This is a genomic window from uncultured Parasphingopyxis sp. (assembly GCF_937129435.1).
In the GTDB taxonomy this organism is placed as follows: domain Bacteria; phylum Pseudomonadota; class Alphaproteobacteria; order Sphingomonadales; family Sphingomonadaceae; genus Parasphingopyxis.
In genome coordinates, this window is the sequence record NZ_CAKZNF010000038.1 from 1 (window position 1) to 11973 (window position 11973).

Annotated in this window: 18 protein-coding genes; 12 read left to right on the top strand and 6 right to left on the bottom strand. The window is 64.4% G+C overall.

Annotation, left to right across the window (positions count from 1 at the left end):
• Positions 1-237 (top strand): hypothetical protein (locus Q0139_RS07690; RefSeq protein ID WP_298019768.1); only part of this gene is annotated, 237 nt, incomplete at its 5' end.
• Between the two features lie 31 nt (positions 238-268).
• On the opposite strand, the gene Q0139_RS07695 is transcribed toward Q0139_RS07690, so the two are convergent.
• Positions 269-400, bottom strand: a complete 132-nt coding sequence (locus Q0139_RS07695; protein WP_298019770.1) for a hypothetical protein — start codon at positions 398-400, stop codon at positions 269-271.
• A gap of 141 nt (positions 401-541) precedes the next feature.
• Here Q0139_RS07695 and Q0139_RS07700 point away from each other — a divergent pair, with 141 nt between their 5' ends.
• The 3 genes from Q0139_RS07700 (at position 542) to Q0139_RS07710 (ending at position 2379) form a co-directional block, all read left to right on the top strand.
• Positions 542-1129 carry a hypothetical protein gene (locus Q0139_RS07700; protein ID WP_298019772.1) on the top strand — a complete coding sequence of 196 codons (588 nt, stop codon included), beginning with the start codon at positions 542-544 and terminating at the stop codon, positions 1127-1129.
• A 179-nt stretch (positions 1130-1308) separates the two neighbouring features.
• Positions 1309-1512, top strand: coding sequence for a hypothetical protein (locus tag Q0139_RS07705; RefSeq protein ID WP_298019773.1), 204 nt, complete (start codon positions 1309-1311; stop codon positions 1510-1512).
• Positions 1513-1566: 54 nt separating this feature from the next.
• Positions 1567-2379, top strand: a complete 813-nt coding sequence (locus tag Q0139_RS07710) for a DUF4019 domain-containing protein (protein ID WP_298019775.1) — start codon at positions 1567-1569, stop codon at positions 2377-2379.
• Positions 2380-2423: 44 nt separating this feature from the next.
• Here the strand turns inward: Q0139_RS07710 and Q0139_RS07715 are convergent, their stop codons facing one another.
• Positions 2424-3305, bottom strand: a complete 882-nt coding sequence (locus tag Q0139_RS07715) for an aspartyl protease family protein (RefSeq protein WP_298019776.1) — start codon at positions 3303-3305, stop codon at positions 2424-2426.
• 409 nt (positions 3306-3714) lie between these two features.
• Here Q0139_RS07715 and Q0139_RS07720 point away from each other — a divergent pair, with 409 nt between their 5' ends.
• Positions 3715-4044 (top strand): hypothetical protein, encoded by a 330-nt coding sequence (locus Q0139_RS07720; protein ID WP_298019778.1) that lies wholly within the window; start codon positions 3715-3717, stop codon positions 4042-4044.
• A 99-nt stretch (positions 4045-4143) separates the two neighbouring features.
• Here the strand turns inward: Q0139_RS07720 and Q0139_RS07725 are convergent, their stop codons facing one another.
• Entirely contained in the window at positions 4144-4938 is a 795-nt protein-coding gene (locus tag Q0139_RS07725) for an ABC transporter C-terminal domain-containing protein (protein WP_298019780.1), read from the bottom strand.
• Between the two features lie 265 nt (positions 4939-5203).
• On the opposite strand from Q0139_RS07725, the gene Q0139_RS07730 reads away from it, so the two are divergent.
• The 4 genes from Q0139_RS07730 to Q0139_RS07745 all read left to right on the top strand — a co-directional run bounded on the left by Q0139_RS07730 (position 5204) and on the right by Q0139_RS07745 (position 7653).
• Positions 5204-5734 carry a hypothetical protein gene (locus tag Q0139_RS07730; protein ID WP_298019782.1) on the top strand — a complete coding sequence of 177 codons (531 nt, stop codon included), beginning with the start codon at positions 5204-5206 and terminating at the stop codon, positions 5732-5734.
• 159 nt (positions 5735-5893) lie between these two features.
• The gene (locus tag Q0139_RS07735; protein WP_298019784.1) at positions 5894-6622 is read left to right on the top strand and encodes a hypothetical protein; all 729 of its coding nucleotides are present in this window, start codon (positions 5894-5896) and stop codon (positions 6620-6622) included.
• Positions 6623-6649: 27 nt separating this feature from the next.
• The gene (locus tag Q0139_RS07740; RefSeq protein ID WP_298019786.1) at positions 6650-7015 is read left to right on the top strand and encodes a hypothetical protein; all 366 of its coding nucleotides are present in this window, start codon (positions 6650-6652) and stop codon (positions 7013-7015) included.
• Positions 7016-7125: 110 nt separating this feature from the next.
• The gene (locus tag Q0139_RS07745; RefSeq protein WP_298019788.1) at positions 7126-7653 is read left to right on the top strand and encodes a DUF4402 domain-containing protein; all 528 of its coding nucleotides are present in this window, start codon (positions 7126-7128) and stop codon (positions 7651-7653) included.
• Positions 7654-7665: 12 nt separating this feature from the next.
• Here Q0139_RS07745 and Q0139_RS07750 read toward each other — a convergent pair whose 3' ends face one another.
• Positions 7666-8106: a GFA family protein gene (locus tag Q0139_RS07750; RefSeq protein WP_298019790.1), complete on the bottom strand. Its 441-nt coding sequence runs from the start codon at positions 8104-8106 to the stop codon at positions 7666-7668.
• 149 nt (positions 8107-8255) lie between these two features.
• On the opposite strand from Q0139_RS07750, the gene Q0139_RS07755 reads away from it, so the two are divergent.
• The 3 genes from Q0139_RS07755 (at position 8256) to Q0139_RS07765 (ending at position 10943) form a co-directional block, all read left to right on the top strand.
• Complete coding sequence (locus tag Q0139_RS07755; RefSeq protein WP_298019792.1) at positions 8256-8996, top strand: hypothetical protein; 741 nt, start codon at positions 8256-8258, stop codon at positions 8994-8996.
• Between the two features lie 86 nt (positions 8997-9082).
• The gene (locus tag Q0139_RS07760) at positions 9083-10426 is read left to right on the top strand and encodes an NAD(P)-binding domain-containing protein (RefSeq protein ID WP_298019794.1); all 1344 of its coding nucleotides are present in this window, start codon (positions 9083-9085) and stop codon (positions 10424-10426) included.
• 160 nt (positions 10427-10586) lie between these two features.
• Positions 10587-10943: an endonuclease domain-containing protein gene (locus tag Q0139_RS07765; protein WP_298019795.1), complete on the top strand. Its 357-nt coding sequence runs from the start codon at positions 10587-10589 to the stop codon at positions 10941-10943.
• Positions 10944-10979: 36 nt separating this feature from the next.
• Here the strand turns inward: Q0139_RS07765 and Q0139_RS07770 are convergent, their stop codons facing one another.
• Complete coding sequence (locus Q0139_RS07770; RefSeq protein ID WP_298019797.1) at positions 10980-11495, bottom strand: hypothetical protein; 516 nt, start codon at positions 11493-11495, stop codon at positions 10980-10982.
• 256 nt (positions 11496-11751) lie between these two features.
• Positions 11752-11973 (bottom strand): uracil-DNA glycosylase family protein (locus Q0139_RS07775; protein ID WP_298019799.1); only part of this gene is annotated, 222 nt, incomplete at its 5' end.

Consider the following 11973-nt stretch of genomic DNA (forward strand, 5'->3'; position numbering starts at 1 on the left):
GGCGCGGAGATGGGCATGGTGATCTGGCTGCGGACGCTGCGGATGATGACGGGCGGCGCGATCGCCGAGCGCGAGGCGGAGCGGATGGTGAGCGAAAAGATGACGGCCGGCATGATGTTCTGGCCGGCCATGATGGCGGGCGGGTGCGGCCAGTCGGGCGAGGAGATGACGCGCCGCGCGCTGGCGTATTACGGCCGCCCGGTACGCGCCAACCGCCGCCGGCTCTCGCGCGGCTGAACGGCGAGGCGCGCACCGCGGCGCCGCGGCGTTACCTTTTCAGGTGCTCGAGCCCGGCGACGACGCCGGGTTTCTGCGACGGCTGGGACGCATTGGTCTTTTTCGGCTTTTCCGCCTTGGGCTTGCGGATTTCCCGGTTCGATTTCTTCTGGCCCTTGGCCATGATGCGTTCCTTCATGCCGGGCGGAATGCCCGTGGCCCGACGCTAGGCGCATTGCGCCGCGAATGCGCGCACAATCGCCGGTGCAATTTGCTTGACGCGGGTGCCGTCACCCTCCACGCGCTATGGGAAGGGAATAATTCCATGAAATTCCGGATTTTTTGCCTCGGCATGGTGCTGGGCACGCTTGCCGCGTGCAACGCCGCCGAGGGCGATAGCGCTGTTGCCGGCGACGCCGAGGAACGGGCATCGGTCGAGGCGGAGGCCATGGCCGCCGAAGACCCCGCATTCGCCGTCAATTCGCAAGGGATCATGCCCGATGGCACGCCCGACAGCCTGATCGCCTTCGGCGCCAACAGCCTCGACACGGTCGAGGCCGTCTCCGCTGTCGCAGGCGACCTTTATGACCAGGACGAGTCCGACGAATGCGGCGCAGGGCCGATGGAGTTCGCCCATTGGGGACCGATCATGCTGACCTTCCAGAATGGAGAGTTCGTCGGCTGGGAATTGCGCGACGGGGCGCAGGACGCTGGCATGGGACTGACCAACGGCGCCACGATCGGTTCGACCCGGCAGGAGCTGGAAGCGGCGATCGGCGCGCCGGTGACCGTCGAAGAAAGCACGCTCGGCAATGAATTCGTCTCCGGCGGCATTTCCGGCCTGCTGGATGCCGACACACCCGACGCTAGGGTGACCGCGCTTTGGGCGGGTATCGACTGCGCCATGCGATAGCGCCGGTCGGCGATACCCCCGGGACCGTTCGATGGTCCGCAGGGCACACATAAGGGCGCTTTGGGAAAGGCCGATGCAGCAACGCTGCCATCGGCCCGACCCGGTGGCCGCCGGCGTCGCGACCCCGCCGGCGGCCATTGTTGGATACTGTGGGACGGCGCGCGATGGAGCAAACGACCATGGATATGAACGAACTCTTCTGTCATCACCAACTCGCCCTGATGAACGCAGCATGGTCGTCGCGCGCGGAGGCCGGCCGCATTCATGTCCTTCGTGTCGGACATTATGCGCAGCTTGTCCGCGAGTGGCGCGATGAACGGAATTTGCCGCCTTACCTCTTGTCGGATGGCGCCAGGATCGGGCCCACAAGAATTTTAGGGTAAACATCGCCGCGCCTCCGCCTTAGCATCTGCCGATCCGATCACCGGGCAGGACCAATGACACACGATATCGAGGCGTTGACGGAGAAGGAGAAGGAAACCCTCCGCCTTCTGCTCGTCGGGCATGACGCCAAGTCGATGGCGCGGGCGCTCGATCTGTCGGTGCACACGATCAACGACCGGCTGCGCCATGCCCGCCGCAAGCTGGCCGTGCCGAGCAGCAAGGTGGCGGCGCGGCTGCTCCACGATTGGGAGGGGGAGGCGGTCGCGCCTGCTGCGCCTCCGCCCGCCGATACGCCCCGTCCGGACGCTGCAAGCCCCGCTTCCACCGCACCCCATTCTCTTGGCCACAAGAGTTTCGGGGATGCGCCGCCCCCGGTCGCCGGGCCAGATGGCACGCGGAAAGCCGGGAACGCGCCTGTCAGGCGCCCCGCGCTCTGGATCGCAGGAGGACTTGCCATGATAGCCGTCGCCATCGCCCTGTTCGCGCTTAGCGCACCCGCCGACAGCCCGCCCACGACGCCGGCCACCGAAGCGACGCAACCCGCCGCGGCGACCGATATCGCGCGCGACTGGCTGCAGCTCGTCGACGCGGGCAATTGGGAGGCGAGCTATGCGGAGACGGCAGACTCGTTCCGATCGGTCAACACGCTGGAAATCTGGTCCTCGGTCTCGGAGGATGTCCGCGTGCCGCTCGGCACCGTAACGTCGCGCGAGGCGGTCAGCGAGGAACTCATCCCCGGCGGCCCGAACGGCCTGAGCCTCGTCCGCTTCCGCACCAGCTTCGAAAACCGTGCGGATGTGACGGAGACGCTGTCGCTGTCGCCCGAAGGCGGCACGTGGAAGGTCTCCGGCTATATCATCGAGTGAATGGCGTGCGATCGTTCCCGGTCATTGCCGGCGTACGCAATGGGTTATTCTCCCGCGGGACACACCGACACGCGCCGGCTGCGCTGGTCGATCGCTACGACGGCGTCGCCCAACACATGACCGCCTATAAGCAGTTCGGGATAGCGGCCGGAGACGCGCACCTCGACCTCGCTGAGGCTAATCCCGCCGATCTCGACCGGGCCGCGCACGGTGCCTCGCCCGCTTTCGATGACGGTGTTGGTCAGGGTGGCGTTGCCGGCGCTCGCCACCGCGCTTGCCTCGACGTCGTCATAAAGCGCCTGTGGCAGGACCAGGGTGACGTCGGCGCCGGTATCGAGCTGGCCCTGGACCAGCCTCTCGCCGATTCGGACGGGGATGCGGAAGGGCCGTTCATAGCCGAGCGACCCCGCTTCGCCGAGCGGCGGGGCGGAGCGGCTGAAGGTCAGCGTCCGGGCCGGAAAGTCGATCACGAGCAGCCCGTCTTCGAAGAATTGCCTCGCGATGATGCCGGAAAACGCGGCCTCGGGCGGCGCGCCGCTGCTGTAATCGCGGGTTATGACCTCGAGATCGCGGCGCACCAGGCCGCCGAGTTCGAGCGTATCGAAGCGCACGGTCTCGACCGTCGCCTCGGAGACGCCGTCGCTGGTCTCGGTCGTTCCCTGCACCGGCAGGCCGAGCGCCCCGGTCAGGCTGGCATCGGCGCGGCCCCAGCCGCTCGCCCCGGTATCGACGGCGAAGCGGAAGGGCCCCTCGCCATTGACCCGTGCCTCCAGATAGACACGGCCATGAACGATATCGAACGGGACGCGGATATCGATGTCGCTTTGGGGGATGACCGGCACCGCGCATACCGGCGGTTCGGCGGCGGGAGGCGTTGCGTGAGCGGAGGTGCCGAGCCACCCAATTGAAAGCGCGAGGGCGGTCATGAACTTGTGCTTCATACTGTATTAGTGAAGCAATACAGCTTGGCAGTCAAGGCGTGCGGGCATGGAAAGTAGCCGACGATGTTATCGAGTGAGCGGTCGGCAGAGTATCCTGTCCTACACGACCGAAATCTGTTTCATTCCGTGGAATGTGCCAGTTCGCTTCAACCCGTACCCTACGCCACGCTGCCGCTTTCCGGCTGCTCGCCTCGTGCGCGTGGAGGCGGGACCAGTGCGACTTCTTGATCCGCTAGGCGCTGTGCGATCGGACACAGCGCAGTCGGTGCGGATAGGCTAGAAGTGCCCGGCAGGAGGCCTAGACTATGAGCGAGGACAGGATTTGCGCGGCGCCGGATTGCGCGGTCCCCTATCGGGGGTGGCGGAGACGTGCGATTATTGCGGCGGCAGGACGATGACGATGCGGTCCGCGCGGGCGGGCGGCTGGGTCAGCGTCGTGGTCGGCATCTTGCTGGCCGGGGGGATGGCGCTTCTGGCCTGGCTCCTTGTGCCGTTGATGTTCGATCCGACGGGAGAGAGCTTCAACGGCACGCGACTGATGGCCTATGGCATCCTCGCGCTGTTTGCCCTGATCGGGATGATCGGCGTGCTGGGCATCGTTGCCGGCATGCGACGGATCCGCACAGGCCGTGTCGATATGCAGGTCCGCAAGGTGATGTTGTGGCTGGCGGCGCCGCTGATCGCCGGTGCTGCGATATTCGAACTCGTCGACGATTTCCTGTAGCGGGGGCGACGGCGAGGCGAACAGGCGGAGGGGCCCCTGCGCCGCAGCGGGAAATCGTCGGAGCGGTGCGAGGGGGGCTGGAACAGCCTGTCCCGCTGTTCAGAAACTGAAGGACGTCATGATCAACAGACCATGCTGCGACGTCTCGCGGAACCGGATTTCGGTTTCGCCCTCCGGGAGCGGCTGATTGGCCACGATGCCTTCGCCCAGTATCTGGGTATTGGGATCGACTATGTATCCGATGCCGATGTTGAAGCTGTTGCTCGATTCCCGGCTGTAGCGAAATCCCACCATCAATCCGGCGGCGACGGCATCGATGATCTCTCCTTCTCCGGGCTGAACGGCGACGAACGGCCCCCAGCCCCACAGCCCTTCGGAATCGCCGCCGAAGATCGACGGGGTGAAGAAGTGATGCGCCTCAAGCATCAGCCGCGCCAGATCGTTCTCTTCGTCGGTAATGCGGACGATCCCATTGGGATCGAGTTCGGCGGCGGCGATGCGATCGTTGTCGCCAAGATCGCGGGTCAGCGAGAGGCCGAGGCCGAAATTGGTGTCGAAGAAATTTTCTGTTTCTTCCCGCCGCCGGCGTTCGCGGTCGGTGAGCGTCTGCTGGCCTTGGCCGGCCGCTGCCTGATCGTCTTCCGGTGCAGGAGGCTCGCTCTCCTCCGGGTTCGGCTGCGTCGCGGGGGCGGGAACGGAGCGCGAAGCCTCGGCCTGTTCCAGCATTGCCAGTTCGGCGCGAAGCTCCGCGATCCGCGTCTGTCGCGCCATGCGGGCGGCGGCAAGCCGTTCGGCGATGGCTTGCTGCTCGGCTTCGAGTCTCGCGATTTCCTGATCGAGCGTTTCCGCCTGTGCGAATACTGCGCCCGGCATCGCAAGGATCGTCGTTGCCATCGCGAACGCCGTGAGCCGACCACGCCTGTTCTGCCGCATGTTACCCCCCTTTTGCACCGGACAATGGAAAGCGCAGCCAAACGGACATTGCGAGCGAAACCCGGTCCGCTTTGGCGCCGGATTGGTGTCTCGCGCGTGACAAAGGGCGCGATGCAACGAGACAAGAGGCATTCGAGACGATAGGACTTTGCACGAGAGGGGAGGGAAGGATGGCCAATACCGGCGGCGCTTCTGCTTCTGCGGGTACCGCAATATGAGGGGCGGCATGCTGGCGGCGGTAATCGCGTGGTTGCTGTCCTCAATTCCTGCTGCCGCGCAATCCACACCGCATGGCTCCGCACAGGCCGGCGATCTCCGCATCCTTCAGCTCTGGAGCGATGACGATGATCGCTTCCTGCGCGAATGGAATCAGCCGACGCCGCCGACACTGACCACCACGACACGCGCGACGATCGGCATCCCCCTCTACCAGTTCATCATCTTCGGCGGCTGTACGCCCGACGCATCGGGCAATTGCCACCTCACCGCGGTGACCAGCATCGCCGACCCCGGTGGCGGCGTATATGAGGAGCCGTTCTCCCATACGGTCTGGGATCAAAGTCCGCCGGATGGCGCGGGCCTGTTGTCGTTATCGCCCAACGGGATCGCGATCGAGTTCGAACCCGGCGATGCGGCTGGTGTGTATCGAGTCCGCGTGGCGGTGACCGACGAGAATGCGGGCGTCACCGCGGTGAGCGTCATCGAACTGGAGGTGAGGGCCTCGGCCGTCGCCATGGCATCATGGGAGAATCGCTGATGGCCTGCTCTCCGATCTCGAACGCAAGGGTTCGGCCGGTTGCACCGCCGAATTCCCGGCGACCGATGCCGATGGTATGCATGTCGCGACGGGGCGCGTGACGGTAAAGCTGCTGTCGCACGGCTGGCCGGGTTGAGGAGCGATGAAATGAGACGGACGATGGCTTTTGCCGCAATGGCGATGCTGGCCGCGTGTACCGGTGGCGGCGACCCCGGTAATATCCCGGGCGATACCGAGGACCCGGCTCCCTTTGCGGAGATCGGACCGAATGACAGGCTGCAATTCACCGGGACGGAGCCCTTCTGGGGCGGCGAGGTGACGGGCGGGACGCTGATCTATTCGACGCCCGAAACCCCGGATGGCCACGCGTTCGAAGTGCAGCGCTTTCCCGGGCGCAATGGTGTTTCCTGGACCGGAACGATGGACGGCAGGGAATTTACGCTCGCCGTCACGCCGGGCCAGTGCAGCGACGGGATGTCGGATCGCACCTATCCCTATTTCGCGATGCTCGATCTGGGCGAGGAAGATCGTGAGGGCTGCGCATGGACCGATGCGAAGCCATATTCCGGCGGCGAAGCCGCTTCGGCGGACGACGAGGCGTCGACCGAGCCGGCCGACGGTGAGGCTTGGACCGCGGTACGCATCACCGGCATCACGTGCGGCGACAACTGCTATGTCGACTACCTGACCGAGGCTTATGGGTCGGGAGGATCGGCTTTATGCGAGGCAGATATTTGCCGCCCATGGGTCGAGATGCAGCGCCTGCCCGAAGCTGCGCGCGGCCGCCTTGCCGAAATCCGCATGGGCGCGGGCACGCAATATGATGGCGATGGCAATGTAATGAGCACCGACTATCCGGCGATCGTCGCGCTTCGCTGGTTGGAATAGAATATCGCACAAGGGGAGGGTGAGGGGATGAATGGTTCCACGGTGGAAAGGCCGGTGGCGGCAGGCTGGGTTGTATTTTTCGCCTTCGCCGCCCTCTACAATCTCGTTATCGGTATCGGCGGGATGCTTGACCCCGCCGCGGCGCCTGCGGACCGTGTTGTCGGCCTGCTTGTCGCCTGTTTCGGTATTCTTTACGCTCTGGTGGCCTGGGCGCCGAGACGGCTTGCGCCCGCGATATGGGCGGGCGTTACAGGAAAGACCGGCGTGATCATCCTGCTCTATCCGGCGGTGAAGGCCGGGACGGTTCCCGAAATCACGGGCCCGCTGCTGATCGGCGATGCGCTCTTTACGGTCGCATTCCTGGTGTTTCTCTGGCGCATGCGCGTGTCATAGCGACGCTGTGCCGGTTTCCTTGACGCGACTTTAAGCATCCCCGTCAGGCCGATACTCACCCTTGCGGGGGTAGGGCGAGTGCAGAAAATCGGTATGTCGGGGGGCAGGCAATGGAATATGCGAAGGGCGCGGCGCGCCTGCTGGGTATGATCGGCCTGACGGCCGGCGGGGCAACGGCGGCGCAGGCGGGCATGGAATCGGCCCATGCCGATGCCCGGATTCTCGGTCTGCTCAGCGTCAGCGCCGGAGACGTTCTGAGTTTCGGCAGTTTTTCCGAAGCGGCCGGGGGCGGCATCATCGACATGGCAACGAACGGATCGACCAACTGCGTCGGTTTTCAGTGGTGCGGCGGCAGCCCGCAGCCCGGCACGTTCGATGTGAGCGGCGAACCCAATCACAGCGTTCACATCTCGATGCCCGGCAACTTCTTCCTGCATTCGGGCGGCAACAGCGTCGAGATCGGCAATGTCGTCTTCACCGGCAGCGGCGTCACGATGCAATCCTATTTCCACTCGAACGCCGTGCTCGACGCATCGGGCGCGCTGGAATTCAGGATCACCGGCTCGCTCTGGGCGCAGCCGGGCACGCCGGCCGGCAGTTATTCCGGAACCTACACCGTCACCGTCGACTATCAGTAGGGCGGTTGCGGCCTAGTCGAAGCTGAACCCGGCGGCCTTGGCCTCCTCGATCACCTCGGCGCCGGTCTTTTTCACCGTGTCTTCGGCAAAGCTGTAATATCCCGGCTTCTCGTCGATGAAGATCTCCTCGCTCATCGTCATCGATCCGAGATCGTCGAACAGGCCTGCCGTCAGCGAATAGAAACCGGCCGGCTTGAAATGGTAGAACAGGTTCGTGCCGCATTTCCCGCAAAAGCCGCGCTCGGCCCAGTCCGAAGAGGCGTAGCGGACGATATGATCCTCGCCTTCGAACGAGACCGTGTCGCCGCACTGGATGCCGAGAAAGGCGATGCCGCCCCAGCGGCGGCACATGTCGCAATGACAGGCCTCGACATGCGGTCGCGTCGGTGTCGCCTCCACCGTCACCGCGCCGCACAGGCAGTGACCCGATAGTGTTTTGTCTCCGTCCGGCATGCCATGTCTCCCCTGTTGCGAACCGCGATGATAGCCCTGCACATCGGGCAAGGCCAGCAATGGTGCTCGATGGAAGCCCCGCGACGATCCGGCTTGTCGCACGCGCAGTGCCGGATTAGCATCGCCGATCGCAACGAGGGAACAAGATCATGAAACAGTTCGGAATTGTCGCATGGGGTATTGCTGCGGCGCTCGCCGTTTCGGCCTGTTCGGGCAGTTCTTCGATGGACGAAGACGATGCGCGCGCCGCACTCGATACCGTCAACGACATCAACGACCAGCTCGAATCGGGCGATGGCGTCGGGATGATGGAGGTCGACGAGAATGCAGGCCCTGCCGAACGCGTCACCGCCGAAAGCTACAACATCATCACCAGCGACGATCGCCGCTTCCTGCGGCAGGCCACACAGGCCGGGATGATCGAGTTGCTGGAATTCCGGAACGTTACGCCGTCGAGCCCCGTGCTGCGGCGTTGCGATGCGATCGCCGCGCTGGAGGCCGAGGCGGACGAAAATGCAACGCACTTCCCCGAACGTATCGAACAGATCGAGGCGATGGCGCGGCGCGTCATCGACAATCCGCGCGACTATCAGGACTTTCTCACCGGTTTTCGCGGCGGGCAGGCCGATGGAGCGCGCAATTATCGCCGCAACTGGGAGCTGAACGCCGACATCGCCGCTGCCGCAGCCGATATGTGCCGCGTCCTGGCGCGTGGCCGCTGGCAGCTCGAGGGCGGCCAGCCGGCCTTCACAAATGATGCCGATCTGGCGGAGTTCAACGGGCATGCCGCCCGGCTCAGCGCCGCGCAGATGGAACTGAACCAGTCCGTGCAACGGGCGATGGCGCAGTCGCGCAGCCGGGCGCAGAATATGGAGCGAAGCCTGCGCTAAGGGGGCGAGGCCCTCCGCCGGCTCCCGGTTGACGCTAACGTAAAAGATGCTGGCATCGCCGGGGCGGGTGTGGCTATGCTGCGCCCATGAGAGAGAGTGGGACCGCACCCGTATCCTGCATCATCGGCGCCGGCCCTTCGGGCATTTCGATGGCCAAGCGGCTCAAGGATTTCGGCCTGCCCTACGACCAGTTCGAGGCGTCGGACGATATCGGCGGCAACTGGTATTACAAGAACCCCAACGGCATGTCGGCCTGCTATCAGAGCCTGCATATCGACACGTCGAAATACCGGCTGGCGTACGAGGACTTCCCGGTGCCCGACGACTGGCCCGATTTCCCGCATCACAGCGAGCTGCTCCAATATTTCCACGACTATGTCGATCATTTCGGCCTGCGTGACGGGATCGAGTTCGAAACCAGGGTGGAGCGCGCCGAACGGCTGGACGACGGCCGCTGGGCGGTGACGCTATCGACGGGCGAGACGCGTGAATATGACGCGCTGATCGTCGCCAACGGCCATCACTGGGACCCGCGCACGCCCGAATATCCCGGCCATTTCGATGGGCACCAGACGCACAGCCACGCCTATTCCGACCCGTTCGAGCCCTATGACTATCGCGGCAAGCGCGTGATGGTCGTCGGCGGCGGCAATTCGGCGATGGATATTTCGAGCGAGCTGTCGCAGCGGCCGCTGGCGGCGAAGCTCTTCATCTCGATGCGGCGCGGCGTCTGGGTGCTGGGCAAATACGCCAACGGCCAGCCGGCGGACAAGGCAGTGCTGCCGAGCTGGATGCCGTCGAAACTCGGCCGCAAGCTCGCCCAGCGGATGATCAAGAAGCAGCTCGGCCGGATGGAGGATTACGGCCTGCCCAAGCCCGATCACGAACCGCTCGAAGGCCATCCCAGCGTGTCGGGCGAATTCCTGACGCGCGTCGGCTGCGGCGACATCACGCCGAAGGGCGCGATCGATCGGCTCGACGGCGACGGCGTGATCTTCGCGGACGGTTCACGCGAGCAGGTGGACGCGATCATCTGGGCCACCGGCTACAATATCAGCTTCCCCTTCTTCACCGATCCCGCGCTCCAGGCCGACGAGAACAACGCGTTCCCGCTGTACAAGCGCATGGTGAAACCGGGCTATGAGAACCTGTTCTTCCTGGGGCTGGCCCAGCCTCTCCCGACCCTCGTCAACTTCGCCGAACAACAGAGCAAGCTGGTCGCGGCGGCGCTACGTGGCGACTACGCGTTCCCGGGCCGCGAGGAGATGGAGCGGGTGATCAAGGCCGACGAGGCGATCCACCTCGGCCATTTCTACGCGTCAAAGCGGCATACGATTCAGGTCGATTTCAACACGTACGTTCGGGATTTGGCGAAGGAAGTCGAGCGGGGTCGCCGCCGCCCACAACAAACGGCAAGCCCTCCCCCTTGATGGGGGAGGGTTGGGTGGGGGTGACCTCTCAGCGGGCGTTGGTGTTCGTGGTCGGATCACCCCTACCTCTGCGACAAGGCAGCAAGCTGCCAAGTCTCGCTCCTTCCCCATCGAGGGGAAGGTTTAAGTGCGCCAACTTCGCGGATAAGCTCTGACAATCATGAAACGGCATCCCCCTCCCGGTGCGACACTGCGCGCGCGGCGGCTGCGCGGCGAGCCGACAGAGGCCGAGAAGAAGCTGTGGCGGCTGTTGCGCGAGAAATTTCCTGAAGCGCGGTTTCGGCGGCAGGTACCGATCCGGCAGTACATTTGCGACTTTGCGAGTCATAGGTATTGGCTCGTCATCGAGGCGGATGGCGGGCAGCATGGCGGCGAGGATGATCGCAGGCGAGATGCTGTGATCGAGGCTGACGGATATCAGGTGCTGCGGTTCTGGAACAATGAAATTCTGGGAAATCCGGAAGGTGTCGCGGAGCGGATAGCGCAATACCTTGCCGAGGGGTCACCCCACCCCTAACCCCTCCCCATCAAGGGGAGGGGGATTACGGAGTACTCAATTTGCGCCGTCGCTCCCCCAAACCGGCGGTGGCGTTTCCACCTCTTCGCTCAAATCGAACTCCACCCTGAAAAACCGTCCATCGGCGCTCTCCGGGCGGCGGAGTTCGTAGGCGAAGGTTTCGTCGTGGATCTCCATCGCCCATGTGTTCGCCACCGACACATTCAGTCCTTCACGTTCGAACAGCGCCTTGCTGAAATCGTCAGCCGGGAATTCCTGGCGGGTGGCGGTGCCGACCTCGGCGGTCGTGCCGCCATATTGGGTGACGGCGTCTTCGCTGCCGTCTTCGTGGCGGTGATCGTGCTTCAGCGTGAGGCTGTCCGCGCCGTTGATCGTCAGCACCCAGGTGCGGGAGCGATCGTCGCCGACATGGAAGGGGATGCGGATCTCGCCCTCGCCGCATTCGGCGACATGCATGACGAGCCGTTCGCGTGCCATATCGGCATCGGCGTCGTCCGAGGAGACGAGCTCGCCTTCATAGGCGCGGCCGCAATGCTCGGCGATACGGGCCATGAAGTCCTGCTGCGGGGTGGGCTGTGCGGACCCTTGGGCCTCTGTTGCAGTGTCGGCCGATTCTGCAGCGGGGGCGCAAGCGGCGATGGCAAGGGCGCAAATTGCGGCTGGTAATAGATTTCGGATGGCGGGTCTCCGTTTCAATAATCCGCTCGGGCTGAGCCTTTCGAAGCCCTGTACTTCACTTTTGACGGAGACAGAAGAAAGGCAGCCCGTCGACAGGCTCAGGGCAAACGGCTTTAGGGCAAGTGCGTTTCTAACCCTCCGCCGGTAGCGCCCAGTCGACAGGCTCGAGCCCCTGCGCTTCGAGAAACGCGTTGGCCTTCGAAAAATGCCGGCAGCCGAAGAAGCCGTTATGCGCCGAAAGCGGGCTGGGGTGCGGGGATTTGAGGACGAGGTGCCTTCCGCCCTGTTCGGCGCTCTGGACGAAGGCCGCCTTCTTCTGCGCGTAGCTGCCCCAGAGGATGAAGACGACGGG

Bases quoted from the DNA above. Each gene is read 5' to 3' on its own strand.
- Q0139_RS07730 (WP_298019782.1), top strand. From the start codon at position 5,204: ATGCTGGCGGCGGTAATCGCGTGGTTGCTGTCCTCAATTCCTGCTGCC.
- Q0139_RS07760 (WP_298019794.1), top strand. From the start codon at position 9,083: ATGAGAGAGAGTGGGACCGCACCCGTATCCTGCATCATCGGCGCCGGC.
- Q0139_RS07710 (WP_298019775.1), top strand. From the start codon at position 1,567: ATGACACACGATATCGAGGCGTTGACGGAGAAGGAGAAGGAAACCCTC.
- Q0139_RS07765 (WP_298019795.1), top strand. From the start codon at position 10,587: ATGAAACGGCATCCCCCTCCCGGTGCGACACTGCGCGCGCGGCGGCTG.
- Q0139_RS07700 (WP_298019772.1), top strand. From the start codon at position 542: ATGAAATTCCGGATTTTTTGCCTCGGCATGGTGCTGGGCACGCTTGCC.
- Q0139_RS07755 (WP_298019792.1), top strand. From the start codon at position 8,256: ATGAAACAGTTCGGAATTGTCGCATGGGGTATTGCTGCGGCGCTCGCC.
- Q0139_RS07720 (WP_298019778.1), top strand. From the start codon at position 3,715: ATGACGATGCGGTCCGCGCGGGCGGGCGGCTGGGTCAGCGTCGTGGTC.
- Q0139_RS07705 (WP_298019773.1), top strand. From the start codon at position 1,309: ATGGATATGAACGAACTCTTCTGTCATCACCAACTCGCCCTGATGAAC.
- Q0139_RS07725 (WP_298019780.1), bottom strand. From the start codon at position 4,938: ATGGCAACGACGATCCTTGCGATGCCGGGCGCAGTATTCGCACAGGCG.
- Q0139_RS07770 (WP_298019797.1), bottom strand. From the start codon at position 11,495: ATGGCCCGTATCGCCGAGCATTGCGGCCGCGCCTATGAAGGCGAGCTC.
- Q0139_RS07735 (WP_298019784.1), top strand. From the start codon at position 5,894: ATGGCTTTTGCCGCAATGGCGATGCTGGCCGCGTGTACCGGTGGCGGC.
- Q0139_RS07695 (WP_298019770.1), bottom strand. From the start codon at position 400: ATGGCCAAGGGCCAGAAGAAATCGAACCGGGAAATCCGCAAGCCCAAG.
- Q0139_RS07750 (WP_298019790.1), bottom strand. From the start codon at position 8,106: ATGCCGGACGGAGACAAAACACTATCGGGTCACTGCCTGTGCGGCGCG.
- Q0139_RS07715 (WP_298019776.1), bottom strand. From the start codon at position 3,305: ATGACCGCCCTCGCGCTTTCAATTGGGTGGCTCGGCACCTCCGCTCAC.
- Q0139_RS07740 (WP_298019786.1), top strand. From the start codon at position 6,650: ATGAATGGTTCCACGGTGGAAAGGCCGGTGGCGGCAGGCTGGGTTGTA.
- Q0139_RS07745 (WP_298019788.1), top strand. From the start codon at position 7,126: ATGGAATATGCGAAGGGCGCGGCGCGCCTGCTGGGTATGATCGGCCTG.